At 53.9% G+C, this 19,156-nt stretch carries 21 protein-coding genes; 16 read left to right on the forward strand and 5 right to left on the reverse strand.

The genetic code is table 11. The annotated features are described in order from the left end of the window. The first annotated feature begins 378 nt into the window (after window positions 1-378). Together ACMGGM_RS17945 and ACMGGM_RS17950 are read left to right on the forward strand one after the other, a co-directional pair. Window positions 379-3,153, forward strand: a complete 2,775-nt coding sequence (locus ACMGGM_RS17945; RefSeq protein WP_045134707.1) for an autotransporter outer membrane beta-barrel domain-containing protein — start codon at window positions 379-381, stop codon at window positions 3,151-3,153. 92 nt (window positions 3,154-3,245) lie between these two features. Further along, window positions 3,246-3,869, forward strand: a complete 624-nt coding sequence (locus tag ACMGGM_RS17950; protein ID WP_023332210.1) for a helix-turn-helix domain-containing protein — start codon at window positions 3,246-3,248, stop codon at window positions 3,867-3,869. 2 nt (window positions 3,870-3,871) lie between these two features. Here the strand turns inward: ACMGGM_RS17950 and ampH are convergent, their stop codons facing one another. Further along, on the reverse strand, window positions 3,872-5,032 hold the full coding sequence (gene ampH, locus ACMGGM_RS17955; RefSeq protein ID WP_023332211.1) for a D-alanyl-D-alanine-carboxypeptidase/endopeptidase AmpH: 1,161 nt from the start codon (window positions 5,030-5,032) through the stop codon (window positions 3,872-3,874). Between the two features lie 204 nt (window positions 5,033-5,236). Here ampH and ACMGGM_RS17960 point away from each other — a divergent pair, with 204 nt between their 5' ends. The 3 genes from ACMGGM_RS17960 (at window position 5,237) to ACMGGM_RS17970 (ending at window position 8,218) form a co-directional block, all read left to right on the forward strand. Beyond that, complete coding sequence (locus ACMGGM_RS17960) at window positions 5,237-5,770, forward strand: isochorismatase family protein (RefSeq protein WP_014882722.1); 534 nt, start codon at window positions 5,237-5,239, stop codon at window positions 5,768-5,770. A gap of 115 nt (window positions 5,771-5,885) precedes the next feature. After that, on the forward strand, window positions 5,886-7,106 hold the full coding sequence (sbmA, locus tag ACMGGM_RS17965; RefSeq protein ID WP_023332213.1) for a peptide antibiotic transporter SbmA: 1,221 nt from the start codon (window positions 5,886-5,888) through the stop codon (window positions 7,104-7,106). A gap of 14 nt (window positions 7,107-7,120) precedes the next feature. Further along, window positions 7,121-8,218 (forward strand): DUF1615 domain-containing protein, encoded by a 1,098-nt coding sequence (locus ACMGGM_RS17970; protein ID WP_023332214.1) that lies wholly within the window; start codon window positions 7,121-7,123, stop codon window positions 8,216-8,218. Here ACMGGM_RS17970 and ACMGGM_RS17975 read toward each other — a convergent pair. Next, complete coding sequence (locus ACMGGM_RS17975; RefSeq protein WP_014882725.1) at window positions 8,215-8,514, reverse strand: DUF2755 family protein; 300 nt, start codon at window positions 8,512-8,514, stop codon at window positions 8,215-8,217. The genes ACMGGM_RS17970 and ACMGGM_RS17975 overlap by 4 nt on opposite strands. A 248-nt stretch (window positions 8,515-8,762) precedes the next feature. Between ACMGGM_RS17975 and ACMGGM_RS17980 the strand changes: the two genes are divergently transcribed. After that, window positions 8,763-8,993: a DUF2754 family protein gene (locus ACMGGM_RS17980; protein WP_014882726.1), complete on the forward strand. Its 231-nt coding sequence runs from the start codon at window positions 8,763-8,765 to the stop codon at window positions 8,991-8,993. Here the strand turns inward: ACMGGM_RS17980 and ddlA are convergent. After that, the gene (ddlA, locus tag ACMGGM_RS17985) at window positions 8,990-10,090 is read right to left on the reverse strand and encodes a D-alanine--D-alanine ligase (protein ID WP_014882727.1); all 1,101 of its coding nucleotides are present in this window, start codon (window positions 10,088-10,090) and stop codon (window positions 8,990-8,992) included. The genes ACMGGM_RS17980 and ddlA overlap by 4 nt on opposite strands. 102 nt (window positions 10,091-10,192) lie before the next feature. Between ddlA and ACMGGM_RS17990 the strand changes: the two genes are divergently transcribed. The 5 genes from ACMGGM_RS17990 (at window position 10,193) to adrA (ending at window position 14,532) form a co-directional block, all read left to right on the forward strand. Continuing rightward, entirely contained in the window at window positions 10,193-10,876 is a 684-nt protein-coding gene (locus ACMGGM_RS17990) for an extensin family protein (protein WP_023332215.1), read from the forward strand. Between the two features lie 168 nt (window positions 10,877-11,044). Continuing rightward, the gene (locus ACMGGM_RS17995; protein WP_023332216.1) at window positions 11,045-12,259 is read left to right on the forward strand and encodes a multidrug efflux MFS transporter; all 1,215 of its coding nucleotides are present in this window, start codon (window positions 11,045-11,047) and stop codon (window positions 12,257-12,259) included. Between the two features lie 210 nt (window positions 12,260-12,469). Beyond that, window positions 12,470-12,730, forward strand: coding sequence for an anti-adapter protein IraP (gene iraP / locus ACMGGM_RS18000; RefSeq protein WP_014882730.1), 261 nt, complete (start codon window positions 12,470-12,472; stop codon window positions 12,728-12,730). A 275-nt stretch (window positions 12,731-13,005) separates the two neighbouring features. Beyond that, window positions 13,006-13,326 (forward strand): phosphate starvation-inducible protein PsiF, encoded by a 321-nt coding sequence (gene psiF, locus ACMGGM_RS18005; protein WP_014882731.1) that lies wholly within the window; start codon window positions 13,006-13,008, stop codon window positions 13,324-13,326. A 102-nt stretch (window positions 13,327-13,428) separates the two neighbouring features. Next, window positions 13,429-14,532, forward strand: coding sequence for a diguanylate cyclase AdrA (adrA, locus tag ACMGGM_RS18010; protein WP_023332217.1), 1,104 nt, complete (start codon window positions 13,429-13,431; stop codon window positions 14,530-14,532). Window positions 14,533-14,546: 14 nt separating this feature from the next. Here the strand turns inward: adrA and proC are convergent, their stop codons facing one another. Continuing rightward, on the reverse strand, window positions 14,547-15,356 hold the full coding sequence (gene proC, locus ACMGGM_RS18015) for a pyrroline-5-carboxylate reductase (RefSeq protein ID WP_014882733.1): 810 nt from the start codon (window positions 15,354-15,356) through the stop codon (window positions 14,547-14,549). A gap of 97 nt (window positions 15,357-15,453) precedes the next feature. Here proC and ACMGGM_RS18020 point away from each other — a divergent pair, with 97 nt between their 5' ends. The 5 genes from ACMGGM_RS18020 (at window position 15,454) to ppnP (ending at window position 18,092) form a co-directional block, all read left to right on the forward strand. Then, window positions 15,454-15,912, forward strand: coding sequence for a YaiI/YqxD family protein (locus ACMGGM_RS18020; RefSeq protein ID WP_014882734.1), 459 nt, complete (start codon window positions 15,454-15,456; stop codon window positions 15,910-15,912). Between the two features lie 144 nt (window positions 15,913-16,056). Next, entirely contained in the window at window positions 16,057-16,581 is a 525-nt protein-coding gene (gene aroL / locus ACMGGM_RS18025; RefSeq protein ID WP_014882735.1) for a shikimate kinase AroL, read from the forward strand. A gap of 44 nt (window positions 16,582-16,625) precedes the next feature. Further along, the gene (gene yaiA, locus ACMGGM_RS18030) at window positions 16,626-16,817 is read left to right on the forward strand and encodes a protein YaiA (RefSeq protein ID WP_014882736.1); all 192 of its coding nucleotides are present in this window, start codon (window positions 16,626-16,628) and stop codon (window positions 16,815-16,817) included. A gap of 238 nt (window positions 16,818-17,055) precedes the next feature. Next, window positions 17,056-17,733 carry an AroM family protein gene (locus ACMGGM_RS18035; protein ID WP_014882737.1) on the forward strand — a complete coding sequence of 226 codons (678 nt, stop codon included), beginning with the start codon at window positions 17,056-17,058 and terminating at the stop codon, window positions 17,731-17,733. Between the two features lie 71 nt (window positions 17,734-17,804). Next, the gene (gene ppnP / locus ACMGGM_RS18040; RefSeq protein WP_014882738.1) at window positions 17,805-18,092 is read left to right on the forward strand and encodes a pyrimidine/purine nucleoside phosphorylase; all 288 of its coding nucleotides are present in this window, start codon (window positions 17,805-17,807) and stop codon (window positions 18,090-18,092) included. Between the two features lie 47 nt (window positions 18,093-18,139). Here ppnP and rdgC read toward each other — a convergent pair whose 3' ends face one another. Further along, on the reverse strand, window positions 18,140-19,054 hold the full coding sequence (rdgC, locus tag ACMGGM_RS18045; RefSeq protein ID WP_014882739.1) for a recombination-associated protein RdgC: 915 nt from the start codon (window positions 19,052-19,054) through the stop codon (window positions 18,140-18,142). Window positions 19,055-19,156: the final 102 nt, after the last annotated feature.

The following is a 19,156-nucleotide window of genomic DNA, read 5'->3' on the forward strand; positions in this document are numbered from 1 at the left end:
GGCTTTTTTCTTTTCTCAAATTGACGGCTGAAGAACCTTTTTTCACTCTACACTCGCGCGGTCTGTTTTTTCAGGAAAAGGGGAATGATTAGTATGATTTCTATATCAGATAGAATATATAAAAAATAATGATCTATTTATTTTAATAATATTAATGTGAGTTATGAAATTAATTTTCAACTTTCTGTTTTTATAATGTTTATAATGATTGCCTGCTGTGTGGTTGACCTTTTTTCTCTTTTTTTGTCTGTATGCGGACTTAATGGAATCATTCATTGAACCTTTTCTAAATGCAACTGCATAATTCTCTCCGCAATTGAATATTGCACAATGATTTGACGGACAAACTTGCTTACGTCCCTGAGGAGGGATGACCCAATGCAAACATGGAAAAAGAAACTGGTTGTATCTCAACTTGCATTAGCCTGTACCCTGGCTATCGCTTCTCAGGCCAATGCGAAAGATATTTCCGGTACGACGTATAATACATTTGGATATGATAACGCCGCCTCAACCCCGTGGTATTATGGTTATGCTGACTGGGATTACACTGATGCCAGCCATGACGGTGATATTTATCCGGTGATCAATAAATCAACGGTGAATGGCGTTATTTCGACGTATTATCTGGATGACGGCATCAATGGTCATTCAAATGCGCTCAGCATTTCTAACAGCACCATCAACGGTATGATTACCTCTGAGTGTATGACCGCAAACTGTGCCGACGGCGTAGACGCCGACGGTACCGCACATGCTCAGTTCGATCGTTTTAGCCTGACCGTCGATAACAGCACGATCAACGACGCTTACGAGCATTACGCTTATGACGTCGTGAATGGCGAAACGACGGAAACCCATTATCAGGATACCTACGCTCTCGGTAACGCGATTACGCTGGACGTGGAGTCTGATATTGTTATCCAGAATAATTCCCACGTTGCGGGCATTACGCTAACGCAGGGCTATCAGGAACTCGATAATACTCCGTATGACGGCGTTGAAGGCGTGGCGAACAGCGCAAACGTGTTCACCGATACGCTGGTGGTTAAAGACTCCGTGCTGACGTCAGGCGCCTACAGCGATCTAGGTACCAGCGGATTCTACGGTCAAACGGCTAAGCCGAGCGACTACGGTGAAACCCACGCCACGGGTGCGGATGACGCGGCGCTGATCGTTGCGGCCAGCGCATCTGACAACGCCATGCAGACCACCGCCACGTTCGACCATTCTACCGTCACCGGCGACATCCTGTTCGCCAGCACCTTCGATAACAACTTCTACGAAAATGGCGATCCGGCAACCGATACCACCGATGATGGCGTCTATAACCCAACCACTAACGGCTGGGATGGCACCGACAGGCTGGACGTGACGCTGACCAACGGCAGCAAGTGGGTCGGTGCGGCGCAGTCCAGCGTTCAAGCCATTGGCACTTCGCAGATGTACGGTCTGGGTTACAGCAACGTTGACTGGCATGCGCTGGCGCCTAATAGCATCTGGCCTGACTCCACCTTTGACAGCAACGGCCACGTAGCGGGCGAAGCGGTCTACCAGAGCGGCCTGTTCAACGTAACGCTGGACAACGGTTCCGAGTGGGATACCCGTAAGATCTCTAACATCGACGCGCTGGCGGTGAATAACCGCTCTCAGGTCAACGTTGAAAACGCTGGCCTGCTGGCGGACTCCATTACCCTAACCAATGCTTCATCGCTGAATATTGGCGACAGCGGCGGCGTAGCGACCGACAGCCTCTATCTGGACAGCGATAGCCGTGCAGCTCTGACCGAAGAGACGGCCGCGCTGTATGCGAATACGATCACCGTCGATAACGGTGCCGAGCTGGCTCTGGGTCTGGGTCAGGTCGACACGCACAATATGGTGCTGACCGACGGCGGCGTACTGAACGTAGCCAGCCGTGATTACGTGCTGAACAGCGATCTGAATAACGCGCGTTATATCACTAACGATCGTTACAGCGCGGACTACGACTATGGTGTCGTCGCACTGAACTCAGACGGCCATCTGGCGGTGAACGGTGACGTTGCCGGTAACTATAAAGTGCGCATTGATGATGCGACCGGCGCAGGCTCTGTCGCTGATTACAAAAACAAAGAGATCGTCCGTGTTTATGATAACAATCCGGATACCGCAGCCCACTTTACTGCCGCAAACAAAGCGGATTTAGGGGCTTACACCTATCAGGCACAGCAGCAGGGTGATACCGTTGTCCTTGAGCAGAAAGCGCTGAGCGACTACGCCAACATGGCGCTGAGCATTCCTTCTGCCAATACCAATATCTGGAATCTGCAGCAGGATACCGTCGGTTCGCGTCTGACCAACAGCCGTCATGGCCTGGCGGACAATGGCGGAGCCTGGGTGAGCTACTTCGGTGGCAACTACGACGGTGACAATGGCGTTATCAGCTACGATCAGGACGTGAGCGGCATTATGGTCGGTCTGGACACCCAGATTGACGGTAACAATGCGAAGTGGATCGTCGGCGGTGCAGCAGGCTTCGCGAAGGGGGATATCAGCGATCGTACCGGTCAGGTCGATCAGGACAGCCAGACGGCAATGATCTATGCCTCTGCGAAGTTTGCGAACGATATGTTCCTCGACAGCTCCCTGAGCTACACCCGCTTTAACAACGACCTTTCAGCTACCATGAGCAACGGTCAATACGTTGACGGTGACACGACCACCGATGCGGTTGGCTTTGGCATGAAGCTGGGCTATGACTGGAAACCAAACCTGTCTGGCTACGTAACCCCTTACGCGGCGGTATCCGGTCTGTTCCAGTCCGGGGATGATTATCGCCTGAGTAATGACATGCGCGTTGATGGGCAATCTTACGATAGCCTGCGCTATGAACTCGGCCTGGATGCGGGTTATACCTTCAACTACGGTGGCGAGCAGGCGCTGACGCCTTACTTCAAGCTGGCCTATGTCTATGATGATGCTGATAACACTGCGGATATCAACGACGACAGTATCGACAACGGCGTTAAAGGCTCTGCGGTGCGTGTAGGGCTGGGTACGCAGTTCAGCTTCACGAAGAACTTCAGCGCGTATACGGATGCCACGTATCTTGGCGGCGGTGACGTTGACCAGAACTGGGGCGCCAATTTGGGTGTGAAATATACCTGGTAATACCTGAAAGCGGGGGAGAATATCCCCCGCTTTTTTACGATAAAAACAAAAAACAATATTGAACCGACCAATACGGATGTCTTGAGGTCTGCATGAACGTTAATGCGAAACCGCTTTCTGAATTAAGCCGGCTCGAACAGTGTCTGATAGCAGCCAGTAGTACGTTTCAATGTGCTCCACAACAAATCATTACTTCTCACGAGTGCAATGAGTCACGCACGGTCGTATTACAGACCGGTATAATCGAAATCTATCGTTATCCAGATGAATTGCTGTTGGGGATCGCGAAAGCGCCATTTATTTTTGGGCTATCCACCGTGATGATTAAACACTGTCACGAATACAAAGTTATCGCCAAAACACCCTGTACGGGTTTTTATTTATCCACGGAAACCACCCGTCAGCTCATACAACAGAATGCGCTCTGGAAAGAGGCCTTCACCTGGTTATCATGGATAAATTACATTCTTGCGAAACGCGACATGCAGCTGGTGGGAAATAATTCTTATCACCAGATCCGCGCCATGTTGCTGAATATGGCGGAGTGGGATGAAACGTTGCGCTCGAAAATTGGTGTGATGAATCATATTCAACAAAGCACCCGTATTTCGCGCTCGGTTGTTGCAGAGGTTCTCGCTGCGCTGCGGCAGGGAAACTACATTAATATGAGCCGGGGCAAGCTGGTCAGCATCAACCGCTTGCCCACGGAATATTAAGATCAGTTAGACGCGGTCAGCACCTGGGCTTTATTGGCGCTCAGTTCAGCCACCAGGTTATTAATGCCATCACTCATATTAACGAAACGCGTATGCGGGGAGCGGGTGACCACCACAAATGCGCCCACGTTGGACTGCGGGATCATCGCCATATAGGTAATGAACCCGCCACCGCCGCCGGTTTTCTGAATAATACCCGGACGGCCATTTTTTGGTGCCATATAGACCCAGCCCAGGCCGAGCGCATCGGCTTTACCCGGTACGTCCATTCCGACCACACGGTGCAGCTGAGTTCGCTGATAAATCAGGGTCTGCATACGGTCGGCCTGGCTGCTGCGCGAATAGAAATCCGATGAGAGGAACTGCTGCATCCAGCGCATCATGTCGCCTGGGGTGGAATAGACCCCGCCGCTCCCCACTGCCGCCAGCGTGTTGTTACACGGGCTTGCGCCTTTCTCCGCCACCATCAGGCGACGGCACTGGTCCGGAGAAGGGGTAAAGGTGGTGTCTTTCATCCCCAGCGGACGGGTTATCTGCTCTTCAAACAGCTGCGTGTAGGGTTTGCCCGCAGCCGCTGAGAGGGCATCCGCCAGCAGGTCGAACGCCAGATTGGAGTAAGAGGCCTGCGAACCCGGGGCCGCCTTCAGCGTGGCGGTGCTCAGGTAGTTCCAGCGCTGCTCACGGGTGGGCCAGACAAACACGTCGCGGTGCGCCGCTCCGCCAGGCTGCTCACGCGGCAGCGCGCTGGTGTGCGTCGCGAGGTTCACAAGGCGAATGGGCGTTCCCTGATACGTCGGCACTCGTGCACCCGGTGGGGCGTATTTGCTGAGCGGATCGTCGAGCTTCACCACGCCCTGGTCGAGCAGTTTCACCAGCATTTCGCTGGTCATCAGCTTGGTTAAGGACGCGATGCGAACGACGGAATCCAGCTGCGGGTGAATGTTATTGCCTGGGCGCGTTTCACCGAAGCTGCGGAATACGCGCTGGTTGCCATCAATAACCACCATTGCCATCCCGGTTGCGCCGCTGCCGTAATAGATCAGGTTCGCGTAGCGATCGGCAATGTCTGAAGCCAAAACGGGAGCCGTCAGCGGTTGGGCCGCCTGGGCGGTGGAGAAGCTCACCGCACACAGCGCGGCAAAAGAGAGCAGACAACGTTTCAACGAAAAGCATCCATGAAGTGAATGAAGAAAGTAATGGGTATTTATACTACTAATCTCTACCGTGCAATGCCCGGAATAGCATAACGATAGCCAGAAAAACGTAACCATGGGTAAATATGAATAATTTACTTGCGAGCGCTCTCCCATTTTCTGGCATCGGGCTTATGATAGGCACCAGTATTACTCAATCTTACGGAGAACGGTATGTCTGAAAAGCGTGTGGTCATGGTGGTTGATATGCAAAACGGGGTATTTGAAACCCCTCGTCATCAGCGCGAAAAGTGTGTCTCTCTGATCAACCAGCTTACGCAGGCGGCCGACACCGTCATTTTTATTCAGCATACCGAGGCCGGGGGGCTGGAAGAAGGAAGTGAAGGGTTTGCGCTGCTGCCTGAACTCCATCAACCGGCTGATGCGCTTTACGTTACCAAGACCGCCTGTGATTCTTTTTACAACACATCGCTTGAAGCGCTGTTACGTGAACACGGAATTCGTGAGTTTGTCATCTGCGGCTGCGCCACGGATTACTGCGTGGACGCGACAATTAAAAACGGCGTCAGTCGGGGCTACCACATTACCGTGGCTGAGGATGCCCATACCACCGCGAATCGCCCGGCGGCTGAAGCACAGATTCTGATTAACCACCATAATGACGTCTGGCGTAACTTCATTGCACCGATGAACCCTCCCGCGGTGAAACGCACCGAAACAATTCTCGAAAACTGGAAAGCGAACTAATAATCAACCCTCGGGTCTGACCTTTTTGCCCGAGCCGGTCTTCCGGCCCGGGCAGGGTATTCGTTTGGTCATGTGTTGAGCACAGCAACAACCATAACAACAAGAAGGAAGCATCATGTTTAAGTCTTTTTTCCCAAAGCCGGGGCCATTTTTCCTGTCGGCATTTATTTGGGCTCTTATCGCGGTCGTTTTCTGGCAGGCGGGCGGCGGTGCATGGCTGGCACGCATAGCCGGGGCGACAGGCGACGTGCCGATTAGCGCAGCGCGCTTCTGGTCACTGAGCTATCTGCTGTTTTACGCCTACTACATGCTGTGCGTAGGGCTGTTTGCGCTGTTCTGGTTTGTCTATTCTCCGCACCGCTGGCAGTACTGGTCGATTCTCGGTACCTCGCTGATCATCTTTGTGACGTGGTTCCTGGTGGAAGTGGGGGTGGCGGTAAACGCCTGGTATGCACCGTTCTACGATCTGATTCAGACCGCACTGAGTTCGCCGCACAAGGTCACCATTAACCAGTTCTACCATGAAGTCGGCGTCTTCCTCGGTATCGCGCTTATTGCGGTGATCATTGGTGTTATGAACAATTTCTTCGTCAGCCACTATGTTTTCCGCTGGCGTACCGCGATGAACGAACATTACATGGCGCACTGGCAGCATCTGCGTCATATCGAAGGTGCCGCGCAGCGTGTGCAGGAAGACACCATGCGTTTTGCCTCCACCCTTGAAGATATGGGCGTCAGTTTCATCAACGCCATCATGACGCTGATTGCTTTCCTGCCGGTACTGGTGACGCTCTCTGCGCATGTGCCGGATCTGCCGATTGTCGGCCATCTGCCGTATGGTCTGGTGATTGCCGCGATTGTCTGGTCGCTGATGGGCACGGGCCTGCTGGCGGTGGTGGGGATCAAGCTGCCGGGTCTGGAGTTTAAAAATCAGCGCGTCGAAGCGGCGTATCGTAAAGAGCTGGTTTACGGGGAAGATGATGCCAGCCGCGCGTCGCCACCGACCGTCCGTGAGCTGTTTGGTGCCGTGCGTCGTAACTACTTCCGCCTTTACTTCCACTATATGTATTTCAACATTGCGCGCATTTTGTATCTGCAGGTGGATAACGTTTTCGGCTTGTTCCTGCTGTTTCCGTCGATTGTTGCGGGTACGATTACGCTCGGTCTGATGACGCAGATCACCAATGTTTTCGGTCAGGTGCGCGGGTCGTTCCAGTATCTGATCAGCTCCTGGACCACGCTGGTGGAGTTGATGTCCATCTACAAACGTCTCCGCAGCTTTGAGCGTGAGCTGGACGATCGTGACCTGCAGGAAGTGACCAATACCTTTAGCTAATACAGGGAGTTGCTATGTCTTTTGCCGTACCGCGCGCGTTATCGCTGTCCTTACTGGCCGCTCTGGTGCTGGCGGGCTGTGCCGAAAAAGGGGCAGCCCCGCTCAAAAAGGGTGAAAAGCCCGTGGATGTGGCAAGCGTTGTGCGGCAAAAAATGCCCGCCAGCGTGAAGGATCGCAATGCGTGGGCAGATGCGCTGGCTAAAACCTTTGAAAGCCAGAAGATTGCCCCGACCGAGGAAAATATCTGCTCGGTGCTGGCGGTGGCGCAGCAGGAGTCCATGTACCAGTCAGACCCGGTGGTGCCGGGTCTGAATAAAATTGCCTGGAAAGAGATCGACCGCCGCGCGGAATCGATGCATATCCCGGTGTTCCTCGTGCATACCGCACTGAAAATCACCTCGCCGAACGGTAAAAGCTACAGCGACCGGCTGGACACGGTGAAAACCGAAAAACAGCTCAGCGCCATTTTTGATGATTTCATCAACATGGTGCCAATGGGGCAGAAACTGTTTGGCTCGCTCAACCCGGTTCACACCGGCGGACCAATGCAGGTGAGCATCGCGTTTGCCGAGAAGCATACCGACGGCTATCCATGGAAAATTGACGGTACGGTGCGCCAGGAGGTCTTCTCACTGCGCGGCGGACTGTGGTTCGGCACGTATCATCTGCTGAACTATCCGGCGAATTACAACGCGCCGCTGTACCGCTTCGCAGACTTTAATGCCGGCTGGTATGCCAGCCGTAACGCGGCGTTTCAAAGTGCGCTTAGCCGCGCAAGCGGCGTCAAGCTGGCGCTGGACGGCGATCTCATCGCCTACGGCAGCAGCGAGGCGGGAGGCACCGAAAGCGCGGTACGGACATTATCGACAGCGCTTGATATGAGCAACAGCGATATCCGCCGTCAGCTTGAAAAAGGCGATAGCCTGGCATTCGAGAAAACGGATCTCTACAAGAAGGTGTTTGCCCTTGCGGAGCAGAAGAGTGGGAAAACGTTACCGAGGGCTATCCTGCCGGGTATTCAGTTGGAAAGCCCGAAGATCACACGTAACCTGACCACCGCCTGGTTTGCGAAGCGCGTGGACGATCGCCGGGCTCGCTGTATGGGGCTTTAATGGCGACGACGAAAGCGCAGGACTAACGCGACTACGCCTAAAATCATACACCCCGCGAGGAAAGGAACGAGACCGAACAGCGTGCTCACGCCAAATCCAATCTCCACTCGCGGACGTCCGTTATCCTGCACCTGCATCAGGTGTTCATAAACACCTGGCGCATGGACCAGCATATTGAGCAACTGGGAGCCTGCCCAGAAGCAGAAAAGGACAAACAAGGCATACGCGATATTACCCGCCGTAGAGGTTTTTGGTTTGCCGCCAAAAATCGGTTTCGACAATGTAAAGTCAGCCATGTTGACCTCCCGAGGTATAACTCTGTTTTAATACGCGTCTTACGGGGTGAGTTTGACAGGTGATTGCATTTGTCAATATCAGAATCGTGGTAATTTACGCTCAGGAATTCTCCTGGATTATTGATTTCTGCAGCGCGTCACAATTTTTAAACTTAAGTGAAATTGCGTCGCGTTTCAGAATTTCCGCATCTGCCACAGACCTCGTGCTTAAACTGTGAGAGGATGTCTTTTTTCCTGCCGGAGTTGTTATGAAGCTCACGTCCAAACTTCGCCGTGACTGGCACTACTATGCCTTTGCTATTGGGCTGATTTTTATTCTTAACGGCGTCGTGGGGCTGTTAGGATTTGAAGCAAAAGGGTGGCAAACCTATGCCGTCGGGCTGGTGACCTGGGTGATCAGTTTCTGGCTGGCGGGGTTGATTATCCGCCGTCGCCCGGAAGAGACGACGACGGAAGAGACGGCGAAGGGTGCCGATTAACCGTTAACGGAACTTTTCAGCGCGCTGTCGGCGGCGTGACGCTCCAGCGCCAGTTCGATCAGGCGGGTGATCAGCTCAGAGTAGCCAAGCCCGCTGGCCTGCCACAGTTTTGGATACATGCTGATGTTGGTGAAACCCGGCAGCGTGTTGATCTCATTGATTACCACGTCGTTCTCCGGCGTCAGGAAGACATCCACGCGCGCCATGCCGCTGCAGCCGAGAGTCTGGTAGGCGCTGATGGCGATCGCCCGGATCTTGTCGTTGATCGCCGGATCGATATCCGCAGGTACAACGACCTGTGCGCCTTTATCATCAATGTATTTGGTGTCGTAGGAGTAGAAGTCGCTGTTTAAGACCACTTCACCGCAGGTGCTCGCCTGTGGAAAATCGTTGCCCAGCACGGCGCACTCAATTTCGCGACCTTTGATCCCTTGCTCAATAACCACTTTATGGTCAAATTCAAACGCCAGACGGACGGCTTGCGTGAACTCTGCTTCGCTGGCGACTTTGCTAACGCCCACGGATGACCCCTGGTTGGCAGGCTTCACAAACAGCGGCAGCCCCAGTTGACCGCTAACCTGCGCGAAGCTGTACTTGTCGCGGTTGGCGCGGGTGAGCGTGACGAATGGCGCGATATTCAGTCCGGCATCGCGCAGCAGGCGTTTGGTGACGTCTTTGTCCATGCACGCGGCGGATCCCAGTACGTCTGATCCAACAAACGGCAGGTTGGCCATGCGCAACATCCCCTGCAGGGAACCATCTTCCCCGAGCGTGCCGTGTACGATAGGGAAGACCACGTCGATCTGAGTGAGAGCCTGCGCATTGCCGGCGTCGATGAGCTGTCCCTTCATGACGCCAGGAACGGTCGCGACGCTGATGTCCGAAGGATTTAGGGCGATGTGCGCCGGATCGTGGGCATTCAGCAAATACTGGCTGGCGTCGTTAACATGCCACTGGCCCTGTTTATCAATGCCCAGCAGGACCACGTCAAAACGGCTTTTATCGATCGCATCAACGATATTTTTGGCCGATTGCAATGACACCTCGTGTTCCGCTGATTTTCCCCCAAAGACAATACCTACGCGCTGCTTTGCCATCTCACTCTCTTCCAGTCTGACGAAAAGCCAATAACATACCACGATGCCCTGCGGGTTTCGCGGCCTTCTGCCATAATGTTTTGGGGAAGAGTGAGGGGGAACGTGAAAGGAAAAACTCTGCTGACCGTTTTCATCCTGGGGGCAGTTGCAACGGCGGGTTATCGCTGGTTGCCGTCTTACTACAATCCATTTAAACCGCTGGCCCTGGACGATCCCCCTGGCCGTATTACCCAGTATAAACTGCGACGTTTAACCCCCGAAGCCTGCGCGAGCCTGTTAACGCAGGCCAATCAACGAAACCTTATCCGCACCCAACCGGTCGCTGACGGCGGCGGGACATGTCCGCTGCGCAACGTCGTGCGCGTGCGTGACTTCGGCCCGGTGAGTCTGAACGGCAGTTTTCTTGCCAGCTGTCCGCTGGCGCTCAGCTCTGCACTGTTTGTCAGCCAGCAGGTCCGGCCACTGACGCAGCGCTTCACGGGACATGAGCTGACGCGCATTGAGCACCTTGGCAGCTTTGCCTGTCGCAATATCTACCACCGGCCCGATGCGCGGCGCAGTGAGCATGCCACCGCAGACGCGCTGGATATCGCCGCTTTTCGGCTGGCGAACGGGGAGCGCGTCACGGTGCTGAACGGCTGGAAATCGGCAAAAACGCAGCCATGGCTGAAGGCCCTGCTGGCGGCCAGCTGCGGCTACTACGGTAACGGTTTGGGGCCGGAGTATAACGCGGCGCATGCCAACCATTTTCATCTGGGGATGCGCGGTTTCGGACTCTGTCGCTGAAGCATAATCTTCCGCCAGAAAGTGGATGATTTGTGACTTATTTCACAAATATGATGACTGGGAAGATAAAACACCAAAGTCAGCAAAGCCGCATCTCTGGTGCGACGCCGGCGTGCGTAACTTGCTAATCTGACGGCGAATTCGCCTAAAAATGAAGACTATTTCTTTATGGAATCCTGGAAAGTTAATCTCATCTCGGTCTGGTTCGGCTGCTTTTTTACCGGGCTGGCCATTAGCCAGATCCTGCCGTTCCTGCCGCTGTACGTGTCGCAGTTGGGGGTTACCTCCCACGAAGCGCTCTCCATGTGGTCCGGTCTGACGTTCAGCGTCACGTTTCTGGTCTCCGCCATTGTGTCTCCGATGTGGGGCAGCCTGGCGGATCGGAAAGGCCGTAAGCTGATGCTGCTGCGCGCCTCGCTCGGGATGGCGATTGCGATTCTGCTCCAGGCCTTCGCCACGAACGTCTGGCAGCTGTTTTTCCTGCGGGCGGTGATGGGGCTGACGTCCGGGTACATTCCGAATGCCATGGCGCTGGTGGCCTCTCAGGTGCCACGCGAACGAAGCGGCTGGGCGCTGAGCACCCTCTCAACGGCGCAGATAAGCGGCGTCATCGGTGGCCCGCTGCTGGGCGGCTTTCTGGCAGACCACGTTGGGCTGCGCGCGGTATTTATCATCACTGCGATCCTGCTGGTGGTTAGCTTTCTGGTCACGCTCTTTCTGATCAAAGAGGGAGGGCGCCCCGTTGTCAGCAAGTCTGAACGCCTGAGCGGTAAGGCCGTCTTCGCCTCGCTGCCTTACCCAGGGTTGATGATCAGCCTGTTTGTCACCACCATGGTGATCCAGCTCTGTAACGGCTCGGTGGGGCCCATTCTGGCGCTGTTTATTAAATCAATGGAGCCAGACAGCAATAATATTGCTTTTCTCAGCGGGATGATTGCCGCCGTGCCGGGCGTTTCCGCGCTGATCTCTGCGCCACGTCTGGGGAAGCTGGGGGACAGGATCGGCACGGCGCGTATCCTGATGGCGACGCTGATTTTTGCGGTGGTGCTCTTTTTCGCGATGTCGTTTGTTACCTCTCCGCTTCAGCTGGGCGTGCTGCGATTTTTACTCGGTTTCGCCGATGGGGCTATGTTGCCTGCCGTACAGACCTTGCTGGTCAAATATTCCAGCGACCAGGTCACCGGACGTATTTTTGGTTATAACCAGTCGTTTATGTATTTAGGCAACGTTGCCGGTCCGCTTATTGGCGCATCCGTTTCTGCGATGGCAGGTTTTCGTTGGGTATTTGCTGCTACGGCAATTGTCGTTTTAATCAATATTATCCAGCTGGCGATTGCCCTGCGCCGTCGAACACGAATGGCGGAGGCGAAATCAGCGAAATAGTCCTTTCGCGGGTGTATTATATATTCTTATGGTAGCCGTATTTTTATATAACTAAATGCGGCGTTTTTTTATAGAAAAACGTTTCGCTAATAAGGGTGGCACCCTAATTTGGCGGTAATGTCACTTTTACATAAGATAATACTTTTCTCCGCTTTGCATATTTCATTCCTGGTGTTAATTTCAGAGGAAACCCCATAAGGAAATAGCACGATGAAGAATCTCATTGCTGAGTTGCTGGTTAAGCTTGCACAAAAGGAAGAAGAGTCTAAAGAACTGGTTGCCCAGGTCGAAGCGCTGGAAATTGTCGTCACCGCGCTATTGCGGCGGATGGATACATCCGATCAGCAGGCGTTAATCAATAGCATCGAAGGGGCGCTGGATAAGGCGCGACCCGACACTCAGGTTCCACCAGAGGATGCCGAATTGCTGCAGCAATACGTAAAGAAGCTGTTGAGGCATCCGCGCAGTTAAGCCGTCACGAACGGTTCTGACGTTTCACAAAATTGTCATGCAGGATGCCTGGCGCTGCTCTGTATTTATTTTTTATCTGTTTGTACCGCGAGAAAATAAAAGTGAAACAGAGCACACGTGTTATCGCGTTACTTCCCCTATCCTTTATGTCGATACCGCCAATACCGGTACGTTGGGTCTGAAATGAGAAATTCCCGGCAAAATCACCGCTGCCGGGTGGTTTTTTTCCTGTTACGAACCAGACTTACAGGGAATATTCACAAAAGGATGGTGCAATGAAAACAACATTACTGGTTACTCTGCTCTCCGGCCTGTTCCTGATCTCATCGGCGAATGCGGAAGAGAAAACGCTAACGCCTCAGCAGCAACGGATGACGACCTGTAATCAACAGGCGACGTCCCAGAGTCTGAAAGGCGATGCCCGTAAGACCTATATGAGCGACTGCCTTAAAAACGGTGCCGCGAAGCCTGGCGAAAAAAGTCTGACGCCGCAGCAGCAAAAAATGCGCGAGTGTAATGCGAAAGCGACCGAACAGTCCCTGAAGGGAGACGATCGCAGCAAGTTCATGAGTGCCTGTCTGAAGAAACAAGTGTAGTTCTAACGGGTGAGTGGCGTCGGCTGCTCACCCGAAATTTCATACTTTCCCCGCAGTCCCCCTCTCTATAATTTGGGAAAATGTTTCAGAATATTCCCAAAAATGATGAATGATGAAACGTATTACAACAAAAAGCGCATTCGGGAAGAGTGGAGTTTAACCCTTTCTCAGGATGACCCTTATCGCGCCGGCATCCAGTTTGCCCGGCGGGTTCGGCTGGCGCGCGCTGTTGGTCTGGCAGCCATGTTTTTCCCCGTGGCGGGAATGCTGGTCATCCATTTTTTACCCGGCGGATGGTGGTTGATCCTGGTAGGGTGGGCGTTCGTCTGGCCCCATTTTGCCTGGCAGTTATCCTGCCGCGCCGCGTCACCTCACCAGCAGGAGATTTTCAACCTTAAGATGGATGCCATTATCGCCGGGCTCTGGATTGGCGTGATGGGGCTGTATGCATTACCCACGGCAGCGCTGGTAATGATGGTGGGAATGAACATGATGGGCTCCGGTGGCTGCCGCCTGTTTCTTGTGGGGATAACGTTAACCCTCCTGACCGCGCTGGTGACGCTGCCCCTCGTCGGGAAAGTAACTGTCTTCAACCCCGATCCCGTGGAGTGGGGCTTAACGCTTCCGGTGCTCATGCTTTATCCCATGCTGTTTGCCTGGCTCAGCCACCGGACGGCCATCAGGCTTGCGGAACATAAGCGGCGGCTGGAAATGATGAGTACCCGCGACGGCATGACCGGGGTCTTTAACCGACGACACTGGGAAATGCTGCTGCGTAATGAGTTTGAGCACTGCCGCCGGAGCCACTGCAACGCCACCATTTTGCTGATTGATATCGACCATTTTAAAAACATCAATGATACCTGGGGGCATGACGTGGGCGATAAGGCGATTGTTGCTCTTACCCGTCAGCTTCAGATGTCAGTCAGGTCAGGCGATGCGATAGGCCGTTTTGGCGGAGATGAGTTTGCCGTGATTATGTCGCAGACAGCGGCTGAAAGCGCCATCGCCGTCATGTCTCGGGTTCACGAGCGTCTGGAAACGTTGTCCTTACCGTGCGCACCGAAAGAGCCTCTGCGCATCAGCGTAGGCATTGCCCCCTGGGGGCCACAGTTTGGACATTATCGGGAATGGCTGAAGGCGGCAGATGTGGCGCTGTATAAGGCGAAAAATGCCGGGCGCGGCCGCACCGAAGTGGCCGCCTGACGCCCGGTCAGAAATCAGGATTTACTCAGCTTCTCTGATTTTTCCATGCATTTTGCCATCGCCTCGATGACGGCAGAGCGGAATCCACGTTCTTCCAACACTCGTACCGCTTCGATGGTCGTGCCGCCAGGCGAGCAGACCATGTCCTTCAGTTCGCCCGGATGTTTACCGGTCTCCAGCACCATTTTGGCGGAACCCATCACCGCCTGCGCGGCGAATTTATACGCCTGCGCACGCGGCATGCCGCCAAGCACGGCGGCGTCGGCCATGGCTTCTAAAAACATGAACACGTATGCAGGTGCAGAGCCGCTGACGCCGACAACAGGATGGATCATGGATTCCGCAATCACTTCCGCCTCACCGAAGCAGCGGAAAATGTTCAGCACATCAGCCACCTCTTCTGAGGTCACCAGCGCGTTAGGGGTGACGGAGGTCATACCGGCATTAACCAGTGAGGGAGTATTGGGCATCGCGCGGACGATTTTACGGTCATGACCGAGCGCGCGGGCCAGTTGATCGAGCGTCACGCCCGCGGCAATCGACACGACCAGCGTCTCTTTATTCAGACTGGAGGTGATGTCGCTCAACACTTTGATCATGATGTTCGGCTTAACGGCGCCAAAGACGATATCGGCGACCTGGGCGACTTCCTGCGCGCTTTCGGCGGCGTTGATCCCGTATTGATCGCGCAATGCGGCGACGTTGTCCGGTGACGGGGTATAGACCCAAATCTGACCGGGCAGAACCTGCCCGCTGGCGATCAGGCCGCCCAGGATGGCTTTGCCCATGTTACCGCAGCCGATAAACCCGATTTTCTTATCCATCACGATTCTCCGTCATTATGCGTTGTTTTCTCTGATTGATAGCTTAACAACGAAATGCAGGCGACAATAGTCGGCAGAGACATTATGGGGAGACAATATGGCGATTTGGGTTGATGCGGACGCGTGTCCGAATGTGATTAAAGAGATTTTATTCCGCGCCGCCGAGCGCGTTCAGATGCCACTGACGCTGGTGGCGAACCAGAATATCCGCGTTCCGCCTTCGCGCTTTATCCGTTCCTTGCGCGTCCCGGCCGGGTTCGACGTGGCGGATAATGAAATTGTTCGTCTGTGCAGCCCGGAGGATCTGGTCATTACCGCTGATATTCCACTGGCGGCGGAAGTGCTGGAGAAAGGCGCAGCGGCGCTCAACCCGCGCGGTGAACGTTATTCGCCTTCAACCATCCGGGAAAAACTCACTATGCGTGATTTTATGGATACCATGCGGGCCAGCGGCGTGCAGACCGGAGGGCCGGACAGCCTGTCCCAGCGCGATCGCCAGCAGTTTGCTGCCGAACTGGATAAATGGCTGCTGGAAGTGAAGCGTCGCACAGCGTAATGATAATTATTGTCACTTTGTGGTACAGTGTGGCTTCCGCAGGGTTGTCATCCCGTACCGCTTTGCAGTAAAGTATTCTACACATCTTCTGCAATGATTTCTTTACACTCTTCAGCCATCCGGCATCAAGGGGAACACCTGGCTATGACCCAACCCATCTTTTTAGTTGGCCCCCGCGGCTGTGGGAAAACCACCGTTGGCCTGGAACTGGCACGCGCATGTCATCGTCAGTTTGTTGATACCGACCACTGGCTGCAAACCGAGGCCGGCAGAACCATCGCGGACATTGTTGAGCAAGAGGGATGGGAGAGCTTTCGCGCACGCGAAACGGCCGCGCTGAAAGCGGTCACCACGCCGTCAGCCGTGATTGCGACAGGAGGGGGGATTGTTCTCGCCGAGTGTAACCGGCATTTTATGCGTGAAAAGGGCATTGTGATCTATCTCTGCGCGCCGGTTTCGGCTCTCGTGGGGCGCCTTGAGGCCTTTCCGGAGGAGGGACAACGTCCGGCGCTGACCTCCAGACCGCTCAGCGAAGAGGTGAGCGAAGTCCTGGCCGAGCGTGATGCCCTGTACCGTGAAGCGGCGCACCACGTTGTGGATGCTTCTGCGGCACCGGAAGAGGTGGTGATTCAGATTATTACCGCCCTGCGTTTGGCTTGTGCCAGCTAACCGCCGTCTATACTGATAGCTCAGACATAAAAAAAGGATGAGCTATGCCAACCAGACCTCCCTATCCGCGCGAAGCACGTATCGTTACCGTTGAAAAAGGCACAGGCGATCAAACCGTGACCTGGTATCAGCTGCGTGCCGATCACCCCAAACCGGACTCGCTGATCAGTGAACATGAGACTGAACAGGAAGCCCTGGATGCCAAACGGCGCTACGAAGATCCCGAAAAGTCATAGATGTTTTCCTAAACGCTCCAATACCGTGCCTGAATCACACTTTTTACTCATCGCCAATGTTAAGCAGGAGTTAATATTTAGTTATTACAGGTGACTCCGTTACCCGCAGGTGATCTTTACATTTCGCGATGCAGATCACCTGCTACGCTTGGTGCTGTTTTGTTGAAAAAACGAACTGTGCAGCGTAGTGAGCCTGTACCTGTGTAATAAGATTTTGTAGTAATGGAAGGCGAAGACGATGAAGGCAACGTTGGCGATCCTCACTATTGGTGTGGTCCCTGTAAGCGAAGTGTTACCGCTTTTAACCGAGCATGTCTCTGAACAGCAGATCACGCATCTCAGCCTGCTTGGTAAGATGAGCCGGGAAGAGGTCATGGAGGACTACGCTGTTGAGGCGGGGGAGGAGCCCCTGGCGACGTTATTAAGCGACGGTAAACTGGCGCATGTTTCACGACAGAAAATTGAGCGTTCGCTGCAGGCAGTGATAGAAGTGCTCGATAATCAAGATTATGACGTTATTTTGCTGATGAGTACCGCCCCCATTAAGGGACTGGTGGCGCGCAATGCGATTTTGCTTGAGCCAATGCGCATCATTCCGCCGTTGGTGGCCTCTATTGTTGACGGGCATCAGGTGGGGGTGATTGTGCCGATGGAAGAGCTCATGAACAACCAGGAAGCAAAATGGCACGTGCTTGAAAAAACGCCTCTGTATGCCCTGGCAAATCCCTTCTGGGACAGCGAGGCCAAACTGATCGCTGCCGGGAAGGCGCTACTGGAGAAAGGGGCGGATGTGTTGATACTGGACTGCCTCGGTTTCCATCAGCATCACCGTGATTTATTGCAAAAGGCGCTGGACGTGCCGGTGCTGTTATCAAATGTTCTGATGGCGCGCCTGGCTTCCGAACTCCTGATGTAATGATTTTGCGTGACAGGCAATGAGCATGGCCCCTATAGTGAATTTTTATCTCTGAATATAAGGGCCAGTTCATGCTTCAAAGTAACGAATACTTTTCCGGTAAAGTGAAATCCATTGGTTTTACCAGCAGCAGCACGGGCCGCGCCAGTGTGGGCGTCATGGCTGAAGGGGAATACACCTTTGGCACGGCCGAAGCGGAAGAGATGACGGTAGTCAGCGGCGCGCTGAACGTCTTACTGCCGGGTGAAACGGAATGGAAAGTTTACGCTGCCGGGGAAGCCTTCAACGTTCCTGGCCACAGCGAATTTCATTTGCAGGTTGCTGAACCGACCTCTTATCTGTGCCGCTATTTGAAATAAAAAAAAGCCGGGTGACGCTAACGCTTACCCGGCCTGTGTTTTGCCTGTTATCTCTGCGCTTCGCCGCCGAGGCCTTCCACCAGATTCTGAATTAACGCCGCCAGCTCACCGGTCATCAGGATAAAGTCCGCATCAAAACGCTGGGCGTAATCTTCCCGGTCAATATCTTCGTTTTGATCGCGCAGCTCATCACAGAACTTCAGACGCTTCACGGAGCCGTCATCACACATCACGAACTGAATGCGCTGCTGCCAGTCGAGCGCCAGTTTGGTAACGACTTTCCCGGCTTCGATGTGTACCGCGATTTCGTCACTCACCAGATCCTGCTTTTTGGCGCGGATCACGCCGCCATCTTCCAGCAGGGCTTTCAGCTCGGCTTCATCCAGAATCTGGAAACCTTGCGCCGCAGTACCACTGCGAACCCATTCTGTCAGGGTCAGCTCAATCGGCGTTTCCAGTGCCAGCGGAACGACCGGTAAAGAACCGATACTTTTACGCAGCAGGGCCAGGGTATCTTCTGCTTTTTTGGCGCTGGCGCAGTCGACCATGATCAGCCCGTTAACGGTATCGATCCACATCATCGTCTGGCTAAAGCGGCTAAAAGCGCGCGGCAGCAGAGAGTGCAGGACTTCATCTTTCAGCGAATCTTTTTCGGTTTTTTTCAGCTTGCGGCCCTGCTCGGCTTCCAGCTTGAAGATTTTTGCTTCAAGCGCTTGCTTCACCACCGGCGTGGGCAGAATTTTCTCTTCTTTGCGAGCGCAAACGATGATTTGTCCCGTGCTGCTGGCGTGGGTCAGGGCATCGCTTTGTGAACCCATTGGCGGAACCCAACCGGTTTTTGCCATATCCTGGCTACCGCAAGGGGAAAAGCTATAAGCGGCTAACTGTTTTTCCATCTCTTCTGCACGCAGCGAAACGTCGCGGCTGAGACGGTAAACCATCAAATTTTTGAACCACAGCATGATAATTTCCACGGCCTTGTCGTTAAATCAGCGGGCATGATAACGAATTGTCGCATCGCTTGCATTGCTAATCGGGAAGCGTGCTTCTACTCTGTTGATAAT

Source organism: Enterobacter sp. BNK-14 (genome assembly GCF_047456095.1).
Lineage (GTDB): Bacteria > Pseudomonadota > Gammaproteobacteria > Enterobacterales > Enterobacteriaceae > Enterobacter > Enterobacter kobei.